General features: G+C 67.6%; 15 protein-coding genes and 1 pseudogene. 7 read left to right on the forward strand and 9 right to left on the reverse strand.

What is annotated here, in order from left to right; all coding sequences use genetic code 11:
• Positions 1-33: 33 nt before the first annotated feature.
• The 3 genes and pseudogenes from JOD54_RS35880 to JOD54_RS33600 form a co-directional block, all read left to right on the forward strand.
• Positions 34-837, forward strand: a pseudogene (locus JOD54_RS35880) (ABC transporter permease); the annotation flags it as partial.
• A 157-nt stretch (positions 838-994) separates the two neighbouring features.
• On the forward strand, positions 995-1423 hold the full coding sequence (locus JOD54_RS35885; RefSeq protein WP_307860491.1) for an ATP-binding cassette domain-containing protein: 429 nt from the start codon (positions 995-997) through the stop codon (positions 1421-1423).
• Positions 1424-1821: 398 nt separating this feature from the next.
• A complete protein-coding gene (locus JOD54_RS33600; RefSeq protein ID WP_204455938.1) occupies positions 1822-3327 on the forward strand; it encodes an ABC transporter ATP-binding protein in 1506 nt (501 codons plus the stop codon).
• 2 nt (positions 3328-3329) lie between these two features.
• On the opposite strand, the gene JOD54_RS33605 is transcribed toward JOD54_RS33600, so the two are convergent.
• Together JOD54_RS33605 and JOD54_RS33610 are read right to left on the reverse strand one after the other, a co-directional pair.
• Positions 3330-4187, reverse strand: a complete 858-nt coding sequence (locus tag JOD54_RS33605) for a class I SAM-dependent methyltransferase (protein WP_204455939.1) — start codon at positions 4185-4187, stop codon at positions 3330-3332.
• Between the two features lie 12 nt (positions 4188-4199).
• Positions 4200-5219, reverse strand: a complete 1020-nt coding sequence (locus tag JOD54_RS33610) for a tRNA-guanine transglycosylase (protein WP_204455940.1) — start codon at positions 5217-5219, stop codon at positions 4200-4202.
• A 131-nt stretch (positions 5220-5350) separates the two neighbouring features.
• Here JOD54_RS33610 and queC point away from each other — a divergent pair, with 131 nt between their 5' ends.
• Genes queC through queD form a run of 3 tightly spaced genes read left to right on the forward strand, consistent with a single transcriptional unit; the run spans position 5351 to position 7040 of the window.
• On the forward strand, positions 5351-6043 hold the full coding sequence (gene queC / locus JOD54_RS33615; RefSeq protein ID WP_204455941.1) for a 7-cyano-7-deazaguanine synthase QueC: 693 nt from the start codon (positions 5351-5353) through the stop codon (positions 6041-6043).
• Positions 6043-6681 (forward strand): 7-carboxy-7-deazaguanine synthase, encoded by a 639-nt coding sequence (queE, locus tag JOD54_RS33620; protein WP_239573595.1) that lies wholly within the window; start codon positions 6043-6045, stop codon positions 6679-6681. The genes queC and queE overlap by 1 nt, the downstream gene beginning before the upstream one ends.
• Positions 6681-7040: a 6-carboxytetrahydropterin synthase QueD gene (gene queD, locus JOD54_RS33625; RefSeq protein ID WP_204455942.1), complete on the forward strand. Its 360-nt coding sequence runs from the start codon at positions 6681-6683 to the stop codon at positions 7038-7040. Before queE ends, queD begins: the two co-directional genes overlap by 1 nt.
• Here the strand turns inward: queD and JOD54_RS33630 are convergent.
• The 3 genes from JOD54_RS33630 to JOD54_RS33640 form a co-directional block, all read right to left on the reverse strand.
• Positions 7037-8368 (reverse strand): ATP-grasp domain-containing protein, encoded by a 1332-nt coding sequence (locus JOD54_RS33630; RefSeq protein ID WP_204455943.1) that lies wholly within the window; start codon positions 8366-8368, stop codon positions 7037-7039. The two genes, queD and JOD54_RS33630, sit on opposite strands and share 4 nt — an antisense overlap.
• 84 nt (positions 8369-8452) lie before the next feature.
• Positions 8453-9793, reverse strand: coding sequence for a GNAT family N-acetyltransferase (locus JOD54_RS33635; RefSeq protein WP_204455944.1), 1341 nt, complete (start codon positions 9791-9793; stop codon positions 8453-8455).
• On the reverse strand, positions 9790-11259 hold the full coding sequence (locus JOD54_RS33640; RefSeq protein WP_204455945.1) for a hypothetical protein: 1470 nt from the start codon (positions 11257-11259) through the stop codon (positions 9790-9792). The genes JOD54_RS33635 and JOD54_RS33640 overlap by 4 nt, the downstream gene beginning before the upstream one ends.
• Positions 11260-11537: 278 nt before the next feature.
• On the opposite strand from JOD54_RS33640, the gene JOD54_RS33645 reads away from it, so the two are divergent.
• The gene (locus tag JOD54_RS33645; protein ID WP_204455946.1) at positions 11538-13448 is read left to right on the forward strand and encodes an ABC transporter ATP-binding protein; all 1911 of its coding nucleotides are present in this window, start codon (positions 11538-11540) and stop codon (positions 13446-13448) included.
• 517 nt (positions 13449-13965) lie between these two features.
• Here the strand turns inward: JOD54_RS33645 and JOD54_RS33650 are convergent.
• Genes JOD54_RS33650 through JOD54_RS33665 form a run of 4 tightly spaced genes read right to left on the reverse strand, consistent with a single transcriptional unit; the run spans position 13966 to position 17412 of the window.
• Positions 13966-15099 (reverse strand): acyl-CoA dehydrogenase family protein, encoded by a 1134-nt coding sequence (locus JOD54_RS33650; protein ID WP_204455947.1) that lies wholly within the window; start codon positions 15097-15099, stop codon positions 13966-13968.
• Positions 15077-16282 (reverse strand): class-II aminoacyl-tRNA synthetase family protein, encoded by a 1206-nt coding sequence (locus JOD54_RS33655; RefSeq protein ID WP_204455948.1) that lies wholly within the window; start codon positions 16280-16282, stop codon positions 15077-15079. Before JOD54_RS33655 ends, JOD54_RS33650 begins: the two co-directional genes overlap by 23 nt.
• Positions 16282-16527 carry an acyl carrier protein gene (locus JOD54_RS33660; protein ID WP_204455949.1) on the reverse strand — a complete coding sequence of 82 codons (246 nt, stop codon included), beginning with the start codon at positions 16525-16527 and terminating at the stop codon, positions 16282-16284. Before JOD54_RS33660 ends, JOD54_RS33655 begins: the two co-directional genes overlap by 1 nt.
• Entirely contained in the window at positions 16528-17412 is an 885-nt protein-coding gene (locus JOD54_RS33665) for a 3-hydroxyacyl-CoA dehydrogenase family protein (RefSeq protein WP_307860492.1), read from the reverse strand.
• Positions 17413-17701: the final 289 nt, after the last annotated feature.

Here is a 17701-nt window from a genome sequence, read left to right on the forward strand (position 1 = left end):
ACGACCCAGCTGCTGCGGCCGCACGCCGCGACGGTGGCGTTGATCCTGGTTCTGCAGCTGGTGCAGGCGCTCTGCCTGCTCGCCGTGCCCACGCTCAACGCCGATGTGATCGACAACGGGGTGCTGGCCCGGGACACCGGCCACATCCTCGGCCGCGGCGGCGTCATGCTCGCGGTGACCGTGCTCCAGGCGGCCTGCGCGGCGTGCGTGGTCTACCTCGGCGCGCGGGTCGGACTCGGGATGGGCGCTGACCTGCGCGCGGCGGTCTTCGCGAAGGTCCAGCGGTTCTCCGCGCGGGACTTCACCCGGTTCGGGACGCCGACGCTGATCACCCGCACGACCAACGACGTCCGGCAGCTGCAGGTGATGGTGTTCACCACCCTGTCCACCCTGCTCAGCGCCCCTTTCCTGGCCATCGGCGGCGTGGTACTCGCCCTCGGGCAGGACGTGCCGCTCTCGGGGGTGTTGCTGGTGGCCGTCCCGGTGGCGATGGCGGTGATCGGCCTGCTGCTGCGCCGGATGTCCGGCCCCTCGCGGACCATGCAGACCCGCACCGACGCGGTGAACCGGGTGTTGCGCGAGCAGATCACCGGGATCCAGGTGATCAGGGCGTTCGTCCGGGAGCGGCATGAACAGGCCCGGTTCGCCGACGCCAACGCCGACCTGATGGCCGTTGCGCTGCGGTTGGGCCGGTTGCAGGCGTACTTCGCAGGCTCGGCGCTGCTGGTGATCAACCTGTCCGGGATCGCCGTGGTCGCGCTCGGCGGGACGCGGATCGCCGACGGCGACATGCGGCTGGGTCCGCTGGTGGCGTTCTTGGGCTATCTGACCCAGGTCCTGATGTCGGTGATGACCGCGATGAACGTGGTGGAGATGCTGCCCCGCGCGAAGATCAGCGCGGAGCGTATCAACGAGATCTTATCGACCGAGGTCCCAGAGCCCGCGACAGGACTACGCCCTCCCGTCGGGCCTATAGAGCACGTTGGTCAACCTCATGGCGAAGCTCTTAGACGCAGACAGCGGCTCGATCACAGTGGGCGGTACCGACGTCCGCGAGCTAGACCGGGATGCTTTGTCGAGCGCCATTGGCCTTGTGCCACAACGGACGTACCTGTTCTCCGGCACCATCGCGTCGAACCTGAGGTACGGGTGTCCATCAGCCACTGACAGACAACTGTGGCATGCCCTAGAGGTCGCCCAAGCGCGCGAGTTCGTGGAAGCCATGCCCGGTGGGCTGGACGCACCGGTTGGGCAGGGAGGCAGCACCGTCTCCGGCGGGCAGCGCCAACGGCTCGCCATAGCGCGAGCACTTGTTGCCCAGCCCCGGATCTACCTGTTCGACGATGCGTTCTCCGCTTTGGACAACGCGACCGACGAAGCACTACGCGCAGCACTTGCCGGGAGATCAGCGACGCGACGCTAGTCATCGTCGCGCAGCGCGTGTCCACCATCCGTTCGGCCGACCGGATCGTCGTGCTGGACGCGGGACGGGTCGAAGCCGTTGGCACTCATGCGGAGCTAGTGCGGTCCAGCCCGACCTATAGAGAGATCGTCCAATCACAACTGGATTCTGGGGAGAATGAGTGACTACGTCAGGAACCGTAGTGCGGCTACTACGGACCACGGGACCGGACCGAGGGCGAGTAGTAGCGGTCGTAGTGACTGGGACCCTCGGCCTAGGGATGTTGATCGCCCTACCCGCGCTGCTCGGCGCCGCCACCGACACAGTCGTACGCGGAATCAGCGACGGGAGCGTCGATTTCGCCGCAGTGACCAGGATCCTGGCTTTGGCCGGACTGTTGGCGGCAGCGGCGTGGGTGCATGATCGTCCAGGGTCGGTTCATCGCCACAGTCGCGCAGCGGCTCGCGTACCGGCTCCGCGAGCAGGCCAACACGAAGCTGAGCCGGTTGCCGCTGCGCTACTTCGACAGCCGGCCGCGCGGCGAACTGCTGTCGCGGGCCACCAATGACATCGACAACGTCGGGCAAACCGTGCAGCAGATCTCGTTCCGGGTGCTGGCGTCGTTCATCAACTTCGTCGGCGCGCTGACGATGATGCTGGTGATCTCATCGCCGCTGACCGCGGTCCTGCTGGTGACGATGCCCGCGGCGGTGCTGCTGACCAGGGCCATCGGCAAGCGCGCGCAGCCGGGGTTCGACCGCGAGTGGACGGCGACAGGCAGGCTCAACGGGCACGTCGAGGAGGTGTACTCCGGCCACGAAGTGGTCACCGCGTTCGGCCGCCACGCCGAAGCCGAGCGGGTGTTCGCCGAGCACAACGCCGACGTGCGCGCCTCTGGCGTCAAGGCCGAGTTCACCTCGGGGCTGATCGCGCCCGCGATGACGTTCCTCGGCAACGTCACCTACCTGCTTGTCGCAGTGCTCGGCGCGGTCCTGGTGACCACGGGTGCGCTGTCGATCGGCGGGATCCAGGCCTACCTGCAGTACGCCGTGCAGGTCAACCAGCCGATCACGACGCTGGGCTTCCTCGCGGGTCGCATCCAGTCGGCTGTCGCGTCGGCGGAGCGGGTGTTCGCGCTGCTCGACGCCGAGGAGCAAGCCCCGGAGGTCGCGCGGGGGCGGCGGGAGCCGGGACCCGGCGCGGTCGAGTTCCGGGACGTGTCGTTCGGCTACGCGCGGGACCAGCCACTGATCGAGCACCTGTCGCTGTCCGTCCGACCAGGACAGACCGTGGCCATCGTCGGGCCGACCGGCGCGGGCAAGTCCACCCTGGTGAACCTGCTGCCGAGGTTCTACGACCTCGACGGCGGCACGATCACCCTGGACGGCGTCGACATCGCCACGATGACCCGTGACGACCTGCGCGCCGAGATCGCCCTGGTGCCGCAGGACACGTGGCTGTTCCACGGGACCATCGCCGAGAACATCGGCTACGGCCGCCCGGGCGCGACCACCGGTGAGATCCTCGCCGCCGCCCGCGCCGTGCACCTGGACCCGCTCATCCGCGCCCTGCCGCAGGGCTACCAGACCCGGCTCGACGAAGACGGCGGTGGCCTGTCCGCGGGCGAACGGCAACTGATCACGCTGGCCCGGGCGTTCCTGGCCCGTGCCACCGTCCTGGTCCTCGACGAGGCGACGAGTTCGGTGGACACCCGCACCGAGGTGCTCGTCCAGCGCGCCATGGCCACCCTGCGCCACGGCAGGACCAGCATCATCATCGCCCACCGCCTCACCACCATCCGGGACGCCGACGTGATCGTGGTCCTGGCGAATGGCCGGATCGTGGAACAGGGCGATCACCAGCACCTCTTAGCGGCCCGAGGTACCTACGCCCGCTTGCACGCCGCGCAGTTCACCGCAGCCTAGGGTCACCCTCGGCGGACTACTAGGCAGATCTCGTCCTCAGTGCGGAACTCGCCTACCTCGGTGAACCCGAACTCGGCGAAGAACCGGCGAAGTACCCCGGCCTCCCGGCGCTCGATGTCCTGCCGCTTGGCCATTGCGGTGCGGGAACCGCTGAACACCAGTAGGTCCGCAGGTGTGCGCGCGAGCACCTCCAGCGCCTTTGGTGCTCGTCGTGCCACCACGGGAAGAACCTTCAACACCAGCGCGACATCTACCCGCGCGGGAAGGCCTTGGGCGCTAAGAGCGGCCCAGTCCTCGTTCAGGTCCCACTGCACGGGGTGGATGCGGGGCTCGGTCCGGGCATAGGCCCGCACCGCCCGGATGGCCTCCGGATCGGTGTCGACCGCCCACAGCTCCTTCACGGGTGGGTTGTCGAGCGGAAAGAGCAACGGGAGCACGCCACAGCCGACGTCGAGAACGCTGTCAGGGCTACCGATGTGCTCGAAGAGCTGACCGAAGAACCCATCGAGGTCGCCCAACCGCTCCGCAGTGGAGATGTGCCCCGCGACCACGGCCCGCACGGCATCGGCGACAGGTGCCCCCGGCGGGAGGTCCACCAGCCGGTCAACGGCCTCGGTGGCGGAGGACTCGGCTGGCCGGTACCGCCGCAAGTGGTGGTAGATCTCCTTCTTGGCGGCGGTCGCGGCGTCGCGGTAGACCCTGAGCCGCTTGACCTTGTCGACGGAGTCGGCGTCCGCGATGGCGCTCACCAGGGCGCGGTTGCGGCCGAACGACTCGACCACCATGTCGACCGCCTGGTCGTGCTCGATGCGGTAGCGCCGGACGATGTCACCGGCCAGGTCGGCGGCGACGGAGCGCATCAGGTCGATGGCTCAGCCCTCCAGTTCGCGCCAGGACCGCTCGAGGGCGCTGGTGGGAAACCAGGCGCCGTGCACCTCGAGGATCTCCTCGAGGTAGTCGTTGAGGGTGTCCGTGTCGAGCCGGGTGTTGATCTCTTCCATGGTGGCGCAGATCGTCCACAGGTTGTGCAGGAACAGGTCCTCACCCTCCGGGAACACCGTCGGGTCCTCGGCGCACGCCGGACACGCGCAGCGGTACTCCCCTGCCTGCAACGGCCCAGGGTCCCGGATGGCGCCATATGGCGTCATGTACCAACCGTCACGCGCGAAGTGGCCGTAAGAGGCTGAGTCGAAGATGTTGACGCCGCAAGCCGTGAGGAACGGCAGCTCGCACGGGTCACCCGCGCCATAGAGGTGCATGGGCACGTCTGGGCCGATGACCTCGCGGGCGTCCTTGGCGACAGCGCCGACGAACCCCATGTCGTGGTTGCGGTTGAAGAACGGCACCAGGCTGCCCAGGGCCAGGTAGCGGACCCCCATGTCGCGCAGGGTCCGCACGCTCCGGTGGCGCAGGTCCATGTACCGGCCGCCCTGGGTGACCCCGGCGAGGATGCCGCGCTCGACGATCCCCAGCGCTTGCTTGATCCGCTTCTCGGTGGCGGTCAGCTTGGCCTCGGCGGTCGAGCGGGAGTCGCCGGGCGGGGTCACCAGGTCCAGCGGGGCGAGGATGTCGCTGCCGATGCGGTCCTGGAACCGGACGATGTCGCGGTTGTCCAGGTAGAGCTTGCGGGTGAACCCCTGGAAAGCACCGGAATCGGTGGTGACCAACCCGTCGAATCCGAGGTAATCGTGTAAGCCCTGTTCCAGGACCTGTTCGCGCAGGTCGCGCTGCTTGTAGAGGAAATAGGAGTTGACGATGCACCCGTCGACCCGGGGACCGTCCTCCCAGCTCTCCAACAGGCCGTGCTGGCGGTGCGGCTGGTACACCGGGAGGAACAGGGGGAGCCGGTGTTTGCTCTCCCGATTGGTCACGAATACCCGCGAAGCCCGCATCGACCCAGTCTAACCAGCGTGAACACCGGTCACCGAGGCAGGCGCGGCGGCACCGGGTGAGCCGTGCCACTGACCCGACCGGAGTAGGCTCACCCCCGGACGACGAGGGCGGACGAGAGGGTCGGACGAGCGTGACAGCGACGAAGCGCAAGGCGGTTGTGCTGCTCAGCGGGGGGTTGGACTCGGCGACGGTCCTGGCCATCGCCGCAGCGGACGGCTTCGAGACCTACGCGCTGAGCTTCCGCTATGGCCAACGGCACTCGGTCGAGCTCGCGGCGGCGGGTCGGGTGGCCACCGCCCTGGGCGCGGCCAAGCACGTAGTGGCCGACATCGACCTGCGCGTCTTCGGCGGCTCCGCGCTCACCGACGACTCCCTAGAGGTCCCGCACCACGACAGCGCCGAGGCCGTCAGCCAGGACATCCCGATCACCTACGTGCCCGCGCGCAACACCATCTTCCTGTCCTTCGCCCTCGCCTGGGCCGAAACCCTGGGCGCGCAGGACATCTTCATCGGGGTCAACGCCCTCGATTACAGCGGTTACCCCGATTGCCGCCCGGAATACATCGAGGCGTTCCAGAAAATGGCGAACCTGGCCACCAAGGCCGGGGTCGAGGGCACCCAGGACCTCACCATCCACATGCCGCTGGTGGCGCTGACCAAGGCGCAGACCATCGAGCGCGGACTCGCCCTCGGCGTGGACTACAGCCTCACCCACAGCTGCTACGACCCGCTCGGCGACCAGGCCTGCGGCACCTGCGACTCGTGCCTGCTGCGCGGCCGCGGCTTCGCCGAACTCGGGCTCACCGACCCGGCGCTTGCCTGATGTACCTGATCAAGGAGATCTTCTACACCCTGCAAGGCGAGGGCTCACACGCCGGGCGGCCCTCGGTGTTCTGCCGCTTCAGCCGCTGCAACCTGTGGACCGGCCGGGAGAAGGACCGCCACCGGGCCACCTGCACGTTCTGCGACACCGACTTCGTCGGCACCGACGGTCCGGGTGGCGGCAAGTTCGCCACCGCTGAGGCACTCGCCGCGGCGATCACCGCGGCCTGGGCGGGCGCCGCGCACCCGCGCAGCAGGCCGTACGTCGTCTGCACCGGCGGCGAACCCCTGCTGCAGCTGGACAAGCCCGCGGTCGACGCATTGCACGCGGCCGGTTTCGAGGTCGCGGTCGAGACCAACGGCACCCGCCCCGCCCCGCCCGGTCTGGACTGGATCTGCGTCTCCCCCAAGTCCACCGCGCCAGTGGTGCTGACCAGCGGCGACGACCTCAAGCTGGTCTTCCCCCAGCCCGACGCGATGCCGGAGCTGTTCGAGCACCTCGACTTCGCCCACTTCCTGCTCCAGCCCATGGACGGCCCGGACATCGAGGCCAACACCCGCGCCGCGGTCGAGTACTGCCTGGAGCACCCGCAGTGGCACCTGAGCCTGCAGACCCACAAGTACCTGGGAATCGCCTGATGGAGATCTTCCGCGAGTTCACCTTCGAGGCCGCCCACCGGCTGCCCAACGTCCCGGAGGGCCACAAGTGCGCGCGGCTGCACGGGCACTCTTACCGCGTTGTGGTGACTGTGTCCGGGCCCGTCGACCCCACCGCGGGTTGGGTGATGGACTTCGGCGACCTCAAGGCCGCTGTGAAGCCCGTAGTCGCCGAGCTCGACCACTACTACCTCAACGAGATCCCCGGCTTGGAGAACCCGACGAGCGAGGTGCTGGCGGAGTGGCTGTGGACCCGCCTCGCCAGCGACCTCCCGCTCTCGGAGATCACCGTGCGCGAGACGTGCACCTCCGGCTGCACCTACCGCGGACCGTCGAGCTAGACCTCGGCGAACTTCAGCTGCACCCTCTTACGGGTTTCGGCATAGAGGCGGTCGATCTGGTCGACGTCGTGGCAGTCGTAGAAGGCGTCATAGCAGTACAGCCAGTGGACGCGGTTGGCCTTGGAACCGTCGCGCGGTGGGATGTGCTGCCCCTCTTGCAGGTACTTCTGTTCGAAGCTGAACTCGGGCTGGGCGTGCACCCACGACAGACCCTCTAGCTCCTGGAACGTCCCTGACTCTTGGGCGTTGACGAACACGCCTAGAGTGAAGCCTTCCCGGCCTTCGAACTTCTCCGGCAGCGCTTCGCCTACGAGCAACTGGAAGCGCATCTGGCGCGTGTCGATACCGAACCAGTTGTCCAGTGTCTGGGGAACGGCACCGCCGCCAAGGCGCGGGTTCAGCTCGATCATGTGGACACGGCTGCCGTCCCACTTGAACTCGATATGCACGAAGGTGTCGTCCACGCCAAGCGCGGTCACGGCCTCTTGCATCGCCGAGTGGATGACAGCGTGCTCGGACTCGCTGAGGAACGGCGTTGGGCACAGGTTCGCCGTCTCGAAGCGATAGGCGCCGTCGCTGTCCCAGAAGTACTTCTCTTGCGTAAGGAGGCCGGTGAGCTTGCCGTGCTGCACGAACGCCTCTAGGGACAACTCGCGTCCGGTCACGAACGCCTCCACGAGGAGCTGGGTGCGCGGGTCCCACTGCCTGCCGTCGTCGGTGCGGAAGGTGTGGATGTCCTTGTCCTCGGCCAGTTCCGCGAAGACGGTGCTGATCAGGTCGTAGCCCTGCTCGGCGTTGTCGATGATCTCGACGTAAGAGCCGCCCGTGCCCCAGATGGGCTTGACGATGAACGGGTAACCCAACCGCTGCCCGATCTCGGCCACCCGCGCCTCGGTCACCTCATCACGACCAAGCACGAAAGCCTGCGTAGGCATGATGTCGGACAACACTTCACGCAACAGCGGCTTGATGCGGCAATTGAGCTGGCCACGCTTACCGGGGAACGAGATGCCCAGCCGGTCCGACACGCCCAGCTGCATGTGCCAGATCTTGTCGTTGAGGGTGACCCAGTTGGCCAGGCGCCCCCTATAGGGCGCCAAGAGCTCAGCGACGACGTCGGTCGAGTACACGTCCGCGCAGGCGAGCACGACGTCAGCACAGTCCACGTACCGTTCCACGGACTCCGGGGCGGCCAGCACGAGCGACCGCAGCCCCATCTTGCGCAGCAGGTCGCAGCGGATCTCAACCTCCCCGAACCGCTCCAGGCCGGGAAGCGCGACGTCCACGTGAAACCCGCCACCGTCGTTGTGCGTGTCGCTGTCCTGCATCCGGTGTGCCAACTCCTCGCTTCCTTGTCCTACGACCGATGCTAGTGCGGACCGACGACAATTGCGAACAGTTCCAACGAATCCTCAGCGGAACCTGGCGAACTCCAACCCATCCAGCGATCCCAGCACCTCGGGTGCCAACGGTGCGTGGTAGACGACGTCCATGATCTCCGCCAGCGTCACCCGCAGCTCGCTGACCGGCAGCGACACCGGGCCGTATCTACGACCGAACGGCTTGAACAGCAAGCGCACCAGCTCATCAACCCCGGGCTGCCGGTAGTCCACGTCGAGCTCTTCGAACCCCACGGCCAGGAACGGCCCCGGGTCGGTGTGCAGCCCTACTTCCACGTACCAGCCACGCGCGGTGGGGCGGTCGCGCAGGAGAGCGCATTCGATCCGGCCTACAAGCGCGCGAAAGCGCCCACGCAGTCGTCCTTCCAACGCCACGTAGCCGCACAGCCCGGCCGTCTCGAAGCCGAACAACGACACCATTCCCTCGACGTCGTCGTCCTCGCTGCCCCGCAACGTCCACAGGTGGTAGCCGCCGACGTCCGTCAGTGCGCGTTCGAACTCGGACTCAGGTACCGCCAGCGGGCTCTTACCGAACGCCCTGCGGTAGCACGACCGCAGAGCAGCTAGATCTGGGTCGTTCGCGTCAGTGAGCCGATGCACGTGCAGGGGCTGGCTGGGGTCAACCCCAACGTACGCCGCGAGCGACAGGGTGCGCATCTCGGACAACCCGCGCAGGTAGTCGACCATCCGCCGGTAGTCAGCGCTACTGTCCGGTTCGCTGATCCGCATCGCCCATCTTAGGTACTCGTGGACGACAAGCTGTATGGCACCGGGATCAAGCCGGTCTGGCAGGAACGACTTCACTATGAGCAGTAGGTTCGCAACCGACTCTTGCCCTGAAGACAACGGCGGTTGCGTGTAAGGGAAGTCCAGCCCCTGGTAACCCCAACGGTCCCAGATCAGCGCTCGCGTCACCGGGTCGAGGTTGTCGGGCACGTCGGACGGCGCGCGCGGGTCGTTTATCTCGGCGACCACGTGCGCCAGAGGTCCGTTTCCACTCGTCTTAGCGTCGTTGTCGAGCAGCCGCTCCGTCTTGGCCACTAGTGAACGCCCGGTACCACCTCGCCGGGCTTGGGGTGTCACTAAGAGGAACTCGATGACACCAGCGTTCGGCTCCGCCAGGTAGTCCGATACCGAGCAGCCGACAGTGACGCCATCGCGGATCGCAAGCACTATGTGGTAGTTGTTGCGGCCATACCACCCCACTGGCTTGCGGCGCAGGTAGTCGACCATGTTCGCCATGGACTCGCGCTCGTCCGGGTCGGGGAACTCCACCACGTAGTGGCGGTAGAAGTCCGCCAGCAGCGCTAGGTCGGCCGGATCGGCGGTGAGGTCACGGAACTCGAGCGTCACGCGGCCACCTTGGTCAGGTAGGAGGTGAGGATCTGCGACAACTGGCACGCAGCGTACGTCTCGCGGTGCGTTGGTGGCAGTGACTGACGCACCCGACCAGCCCAACCTTGTGTAGTCAGGTGGCTGACCCAGGCATCGCCGAACAAGGTCTCCTTGACCGACTGCCCTAGCGGCGCCGGGAACTCTATAGGCTTGCCGCACCCACATTCGTCTATGGCGCAAGCGAAGCTGAGCACCACGTCGGGCTTAGAGGCGAGGATCGTCTCCACCGATGTACGGATCTTCGTGGCCAACTGGGCCTTGAGCATGCGGTAGGTGACGTCATCGGCGACGTTGCCGTGCTCGAAGAAAGTCAGCATGTTCTGCCACGGCTCCAGCCGCGACTCCGGCTTGCCGTCTGGGCCGCAGATGACCAGGATCGCCCAGATGTAGGCGGAGTAGTACCGCCGTGGGGCATTGCCCGCCCTACCGCCCGCACGCTGGATCTGCCCGGTCACCTCCAAGACGAGATTGCCTTGCCCAGGACTGGTTTCCGGCTGTTGGGCCGCGCAGAGGTCATCAGGGTCGATGGTAGTGGCGTTTTTAAGCACACCGACAACGACCGAGCGCACAGCGAGCGAGCTGAAGCCGCCTTCCTGCGACCGCGGTAAGGGCATCTCGCTCGCTTCACCGGACCGGGTCACCAACGCGATCGAGTTGTTCTCGTCCCCATAGCCGAACTGCAGGACCTTACGGCCGATCCAGCGGTCACATGTGCCGAACGGCGCGCTAGGGCCCCACGCCGACCAACAGGTGAAGAGGTTCGCCTGGAACGAGCGCAGGTCTTCTAGGCCGTTGTCGGCCCCGGTCATGATCTGGCTGTAGCCGTCGATCGACTTCTTCCAGTCCTCGTCGAACCGCGACAGCAAACCCGCGAGCAGGTGCAGCGGCGCCACGAAGCCCTCCTCCACCCGGATCGTCGACTGGAACTCCTCCGGCTTGGCGTCGACCATGGAGTTGCCCGCCACGCGCACCCGGAAGTAGCGCACGATGTCGGGCTCGGCCTTGGCCAGGTCGAAGCAAGTGGGCACCGTGATCAGTGCACCGTTCTCGTTCTTCATGAGGTGTGCCAGTTGCGCCTTTAGGTCCGAGAACCAGTCCCTGCGGTCGACTCGATACTCGCGCACAGCGTCGCGGTACTCGTGGCGGTGGCGGTACTCGTACTTGTCCGGCTTGACCGGCCGCGGGTTGAGGAGCTCCGACTCCGCCCGCATGCACGCGGCCCGGTAGAGCTCCTTACGCGTGAGACCGAACCCTAGGGACTTGGCCACTGCGTAGACCGCGCGGAAGATCCTGGTCAGCTTGAACCGCCGGTACACGGTCCGGTTCAGCAGCCGCACCGCGGGCCGAACGTACATGAAGATGAACAGAAGACCGGCGATCACGGGAAGGCCGATCTGGAAGAAGCTGTTCAGGAACTCGACCATGGCGGCCTCCTGCACCTCGGATGGCCCCACGACGGTAGCGATCTCGTTGCCCGGCTTTCGCCGCACAACCGAGCCACACTCACGACATTTCCACGACAGGGTCGGATTCCCGCTGACCGGCACTGGCCAGATGTTCACCTGATGGTGTGGGATCGGCTGGTCAGCACGGATTCCGACGCCAGCGAGCCGATCTTGGGAGCGGAAACTGTCATACCCCGTCCGGATCCTCGGTGGTGCACGGTGACGACGAAACGTTGACGACCAAGGGGGACCACGAGATGACGACGGCGAAGAGCAAACCCGGGGCACCGCTGGCGGAGTTGTCCGCCCCGGTGTGGTTCGGCCACGCGGACCAGGTGATCCGCGCCAGCCTGTGGCAACTGGTGCGGGCGCTGCCCGCGGCGATGGGGCTCGTGGCGCGCACGGCCTGGCGGGCCGACCGCGCGGCGGTCTCGCTCGGGTTCGGCGCGCAGGTGGTGTCCGGGGTGGTGACCGCGATGGGCCTGCTCGCGGTCACCGGGGTGCTGACGTCGCTGTTCGTCGCCGGGCCGACGCCGGATCGGTTGGTCGCGGCGGCGCCGTCGCTGGTCGTGCTCGCGGTGGCGTACGCGCTGCGCGGAGTGGCGGACACGGTGGTCTCCGGCGCCACGCTGCGGTTGCGGCCCAAGGTGCGCCACCGCGTCGAACGGGACCTGGCCGAGACGATGTCGCGGATCGACCTGGTCACCTTCGACGAACCCGACTTCCACGACGGCCTGGAGCGCTCGAGGCACGCGGGCATGGACGCCGTCGACTCCGCCACCCACCAGGCCATCGTCGTGGTCGGCGGGGTGATCTCGCTGGTGGCCACGGCGGCCACCGCCGCCCTGCTGCACCCGCTGCTGCTGCCCATCCTGCTGCTGTCGGTCGCGCCGGAGACCTGGGCGACCCTGCGGACCGCCCGGCTGGAGTACGAGTTCGTCGCGACCACGATCGAGACCAGGCGCAGGCGGTCGCTGACCACGGACCTGCTGGCACACAAGGAATCCGCCGCCGAGGTGCGCGTGTTCGGCGCGCAGCCGTTCCTGCTCGCCGAGCACGACCGGCACTCCCGCGTGATGGAAGACGCCCAGATCGCGCTGGGGGCCAGGCAAACCAGGGTGGCGCTACTCGGCCGGGCCCTGTCCGGTGTCGGCATCACGCTCGCGTACGTCACCCTGGGTTGGCTGCTCTACATCGGGGCCACACCACTGGCTGTCGCGGGTGCCGCACTCCTGGCGATCCGCACCGTGCGCGCCTCCCTGACGCAGGTGGTGCTCGCCGCAAACCGGATGTTCGAGAAGTCGCTCTACATCAACGACCTCATCACCTTCTTCGACCACACCGAACGCCGGACCAAGCGGCCCACCGGCCGAATCGCGCCCGTCGACCCGGAGGTGATCGCTGTGCGCGGGGTGTCGTTCAGCTACCCGGGGGCGACCAGGCCCGCCCTCGACGACATCGACCTGACCATCCGGCGGGGGCAGGTCGTGGCCCTCGTCGGCGAGAACGGCTCAGGCAAGTCGACCCTGGCCAAGCTGCTCGCCGGGCTCTACCAACCCGCCACGGGCAGCATCGCCTGGGACGGGGTGGACCTGGCCACCGTCGACGCCCCCTCGGTGGCCGCCAACGTGGCCGTCGTGATGCAGGAGCCCACCCGCTGGCCGCTCACCGCCCGGCACGCCGTCACATTAGGCAGGCCCCACCGCATGGACCCCGGCGATCGCCACCTCGCCCAGGTCGCCCGTGACTCCGGCGCCGACGCCGTGGTCACCACCCTCACCCACGGCTGGGACTCCCTGCTCACCACCAGGTTCCGCGACGGCCACGACCTCTCCGGCGGCCAGTGGCAACGCCTCAGCGTAGCCAGAGCCCTCTACCGCGACGCCCCCATCCTCATCTGCGACGAACCCACCGCCGCCCTGGACGCCCGCGCCGAAGCCGCCGTCTACGAGTCCCTCCGCACCCTGCAATCCGGCCGCACCGTAGTCCTCATCACCCACCGCCTAGCCTCCGCCCGCCAAGCCGACCTCATCGTCGTCATGCACCAAGGCCGCATCCTCCAAACCGGCACCCACCCCCACCTCTTAGCCACCAACCCCCACTACGCCGACCTCTACACCCTCCAAGCCAACTCCTACCGCGACACCCCCACCAGCCAACCCACCTAGCACCACCGCTCCCCGAAGGCCCGCTCGGGGAAACAGAGAGGAGGCCGTGCGACACCTAGACCCCCAGTGGCGGTGGCCAACCAGCCGGGCGAAAGGTGCCACCCCAGCCCACCGAGCCAGCCCCGCCAACCCAGCCACTGGACACTCGGAGCTCAGGTGCCAGGGCAACCACCCGACTCCGACCACCGAACTCAGCCACTGGACACTCGGAAGCCGCCGGTGCCACCCCAACCCACCGAGTCAGCCCCGCCAACTCAGCCACCCGACTCCGACAGCATTGCCAGCCACTGGACACTCGGAGCCGCTGGTGCCATCTGCTCGATGGGGTGGACCTGTTTTGTGTGGGGGAGCGGCAGTCGTAGCGTTCCTGCGCGGACAGGGCCACGCTTTTCGGCCCCAGCTTTGCGGTCCTGCCACGGCTGTCGTAGGGGCCCCACGCAAAACAGGTCCACCACATCGAGCCCGCACTAAAATCGCGGATCCGATGCAAGGCGCGAAGCGACGAGCCGGCAAGGACTCAGCTCCGCGCCAACGTCAGCTCCGCGATCTGAACCTGCTGGATCTCCGAGGTCCCCTCAATGATCTCCTGGATCTTCGCGTCCCGCAGATACCTCTGCACCGGATAATCCGACGAAACCCCACTAGCCCCATGCGCCTGCACCGCCGCAGCAGCCGCAGCGAACGCAGCCCGCGAAGCGAAGTACTTCGCGATCAACGTCTGGCGGATCGCGTCGCGGTGGGCCGCGGCGCGCATCTGGCCCGTTTGGCGGCAGAGCAGGCGGGCGGCTTCCACCGAGGTGATCATCTCTGTGAGCGAGCGCTGGACCAGTTGGTGTTCGGCCAGCGGCGCGTCGAACTGGGTTCGGGTGCGGGTGTAGTCGAGGCTCGCGTCCAGGCAGCCTTGGGCCAGTCCCACCGAACCGCAGGCGGTGCTGTAGCGGCCGTAGTCCAGCGATGACGTGGCCACCAGGTCGAAGGTCAGTCTGCCGTGGCTGAGGAGGTTCGACTCGGGGACCACCACGGAGTCCAGGTGGACCTCCCCCAGTTCCGACGCGCGCAGGCCGAGGAGGCCGGTGATCGGGGACACCGACAGGCCGGGGGAGTCCCGCTCGACGATGAAGGCGGCCGGGTCGTCGTCGAGGCGGGCGAAGACCAGGAAGACGCCTGCGCGTTGGGCGAAGCTGATCCACTTCTTGCGGCCGGTGATCTCGTACCCGTCGAGCACCTTGCGGGCGGTGGTGGTGCCGTTTCGGGCGTCGCTGCCGACTTCGGGTTCGGTCAGGGCGAAGGAGCCGATGACCGAGCCGGTGCCGATGGCGGGGGCCCAGCGGTCGGCGAGGTCCTTGCTCCCCCACCGCAGGATGGCGTGGGCGACCATGCCCTGGACGGCGACCAGGTTCCGGACCGAGCCGCAGCCGCGACCGAGTTCTTCGCTCAGCAGGCCGTAGGTCACCGCGTCCATGCCGGTCCCGCCCGCCTCGGTGGGCAGCGTCGGCACGAGCAGGTGCGCGGCGGCCAGGTCGGTGATGATCGAGTCGTCGAGGTGTTCCTGGTGGTCCCAGGTGCCCGCGCGCGGGATGAGGCGCTCGTCGACGAAGCGGGCGAAGGCGAGGAGGCTGTCGCGCTGGTCAGTGGTGAGACCGTGCAGCACCTGGGTCCCCAATCCGGTCGGTGACGGCGGTGGGCCAACCGGCCGGGTCGGCGCCGTGCTGGCAGAGGAAGGCGTAGGCGAGGCGCTCGAGGCCGAAGCCGACGCAGCCGCTGGCGGTGGGGCCGCCCGCGGGCCCGGTGATGTCGAAGGACTCGCCGAAGAACTGGCCGTGCAGGTTGAACGAACCCACGGCGATGTCGCGGTCCGCGGCCACCGGGACGCGGAGCTCGAACTTCAACTCCATCATCCGCTGGGACAGGATCTTGCCCGCGGTGTCGGCGTTGCCGAAGAAGTGGTCGTTGGCCACCTCGCAGTGCCCCGCCAGCTCCAACTCCTCCAGCAGCGCGTACGCCCGCGCCATGACCGCGTTGCGGCACCCGGTCGCGAAGTCCTCCCCGCCGAGGAACACGATCTCGCGGATGGTGAAGTCCCACAACCGTTCCATGCTGGTGTGGTAGCGCGACTCGTAGCGGAAGGACTTCCCCCGCGAGGTGACGACCATCTCCGACGGCAACCGGCGGCCGGTGTACTGGTGGTAGGTGTGGTAGCACATCGTCGGCGGCAGGCAGTAGGTCTTGTCCTCGCACTGGGCGAACAGGTCGTCCGGGAGCCGCCCGCCGTCGCGGTAGCGGTCGACGAAACCGTTGTAGACGTCGATGTCGTTGTGCAGCCGGGTGACGAACATGGCGAACTGGGGGAACGAGCCGAAGTACCCGAACCGGTCCAGCACGCTGGTCGGCAGCAGCGTCGGGTACCGGAACTCGCGCGAGCCGGGCAACTCGAGCGCGATCGCCAGCAACCTGGCATCCAGGTAGTCCACAAGGGACAGCAGTGGTTCGCCGAAGCCCACCTGACCCTCGCCAGCGACGAAGGCGGCGTCACCGGCCAGCAATTCGGGGAACGGGTCGACGAAGGTCGCCTCGACCGGGCAGCGCCACACCTGCTTCGGCGGCAGCGGGCGCTGGGTGAGCACTTCGGCGGCCACGACTTTCCCGATTTTCACCGCGATGGCCGATTCCTCGGCATCACCGGAAATCACCAGGTCGACCGCGCTGATATCCCCGCCTTCGGCCACCAGGTCGAACTCGGTGATCGCACTGGAGACGAAGAACAGCCGTTTCGCCAGTTCGGGCGCCAGGTCACCGGGAACGGGTTGTGCCAACGGCACCCGCAGCGCGCGCATCACACCGCGGCGAGTTTGCGGGTGACCAGTTCGTCCACCCGGTCGACGCTGCGGAAATGGTCGAACCGCAGGTCGTCCCCGGTGACCTGGACGCCGAACTCCTGCTCGACGAACACCACCAGTTGCATCACGAACATCGACCGCACCAGGCCGCGTTCGAAGATGTCGTCGTCATCGGCGAGTTCGGTTTCGGTGATGTTGTCCAGGACGAACTCCCGGATCCTCGCCTTGCTGTCCGCGCCCATCTACCTCGCCCCTCCCGACCCGCTCGCGCCGGATCCGTAGTCGAAGAACCCCCGCCCGGTCTTGCGACCGTGCAGCCCGGCGTCGACCATGCCGGTCAGCAGCGGGCAGGGCCGGTACTTGCCGTCCTTGAACTCGTCGTAGAGCACCTCGATCGACAGCAGCACGGTGTCGAGGCCGATCAGGTCCGCGGTCTCCAGCGGGCCCATGGTGTGCCCGAAGCACTCGACGAACAGCCGGTCGATGTCGGCGGCGGTGCCCACGCCCTCGTGCAGCAGGAACACCGCCTCGTTGACCGTCAGCATCATCACCCGGTTGGTGACGAACCCCGGCGAGTCGTTGACCACCACGCTCTTCTTGCCCAGGGCCGTGATGAACCCGCGCATCCGCTCCAGCGTGTCCGCTGACGTGCGGCGACCCCGGATGACCTCGACGGTGGGCTTGAGCGGCACCGGGTTCATGAAGTGGGTGCCGACCACGTCTTCGGGTCGCCCGGTCAACGCCCCCAACCGGGTGATCGGGATGGCCGAGGTGTTGACCCCGACCGGGGTGCCCGGGGCGAGCAGCTCGCCGAGCCGCCGGTAGATGGGCGCCTTGACCTCGAAGCGCTCGGTGGCGTTCTCCACCACCAAGTCGGCGGCAGCGAGGTCGGCGAGGTCGGTGCTGAACACCGTCCCGGCGACGACCTCGGCCGCGGTGATCGCCGAGGCGGGCGCCAGGAGCGCGTACAGCCGCACGTCATCGGCTATCGTGCGTTGTACGCTTTTCAGGATTTCCGGCTCGCGGTCGAGGAGAATGACCTGGAATCCGGCCTGGCGCAGGGCGATCGTGACGCCCCTTCCCATTACCCCCGCGCCGACGACACCCACTGTGTGAACGCTGGCCACTGCCGATTCGACCCCCTCGCCGCACCGCCCGCCACCAGGGCGGAAATCCGTTGAGTTGGAACTGGCTGCCACGCCAAGGTCTCGGCACGGACCCGACACCGGTATTACCGGATTAGTCGGTCGAGTCCACTGTGCACGATCCTCTCCGCGCCGAACAACGGGCCCCATCCGGCGGCCCCTTCCCGACACTACCCCAACGGGGCGCCCGTGCGGCAGGGGTGCGAGAGCGATCCGGTCAATCCACTCGCGAGGGAGTAGAACTGGGGGCGCGGCTGGGTATAGTCGAAAG

The organism is Actinokineospora baliensis, assembly GCF_016907695.1.
Lineage (GTDB): Bacteria > Actinomycetota > Actinomycetes > Mycobacteriales > Pseudonocardiaceae > Actinokineospora > Actinokineospora baliensis.

What these genes read in the sequence shown, in the direction of transcription:
- JOD54_RS35885 (WP_307860491.1), top strand. Translation starts at nt 995, where the DNA reads ATGGCGAAGCTCTTAGACGCAGACAGCGGCTCGATCACAGTGGGCGGT.
- JOD54_RS33600 (WP_204455938.1), top strand. Translation starts at nt 1,822, where the DNA reads ATGATCGTCCAGGGTCGGTTCATCGCCACAGTCGCGCAGCGGCTCGCG.
- JOD54_RS33605 (WP_204455939.1), bottom strand. Translation starts at nt 4,187, where the DNA reads ATGCGCTCCGTCGCCGCCGACCTGGCCGGTGACATCGTCCGGCGCTAC.
- JOD54_RS33610 (WP_204455940.1), bottom strand. Translation starts at nt 5,219, where the DNA reads ATGCGGGCTTCGCGGGTATTCGTGACCAATCGGGAGAGCAAACACCGG.
- queE (WP_239573595.1), top strand. Translation starts at nt 6,043, where the DNA reads ATGTACCTGATCAAGGAGATCTTCTACACCCTGCAAGGCGAGGGCTCA.
- queD (WP_204455942.1), top strand. Translation starts at nt 6,681, where the DNA reads ATGGAGATCTTCCGCGAGTTCACCTTCGAGGCCGCCCACCGGCTGCCC.
- JOD54_RS33630 (WP_204455943.1), bottom strand. Translation starts at nt 8,368, where the DNA reads ATGCAGGACAGCGACACGCACAACGACGGTGGCGGGTTTCACGTGGAC.
- JOD54_RS33640 (WP_204455945.1), bottom strand. Translation starts at nt 11,259, where the DNA reads ATGGTCGAGTTCCTGAACAGCTTCTTCCAGATCGGCCTTCCCGTGATC.
- JOD54_RS33645 (WP_204455946.1), top strand. Translation starts at nt 11,538, where the DNA reads ATGACGACGGCGAAGAGCAAACCCGGGGCACCGCTGGCGGAGTTGTCC.
- JOD54_RS33655 (WP_204455948.1), bottom strand. Translation starts at nt 16,282, where the DNA reads ATGCGCGCGCTGCGGGTGCCGTTGGCACAACCCGTTCCCGGTGACCTG.
- JOD54_RS33660 (WP_204455949.1), bottom strand. Translation starts at nt 16,527, where the DNA reads ATGGGCGCGGACAGCAAGGCGAGGATCCGGGAGTTCGTCCTGGACAAC.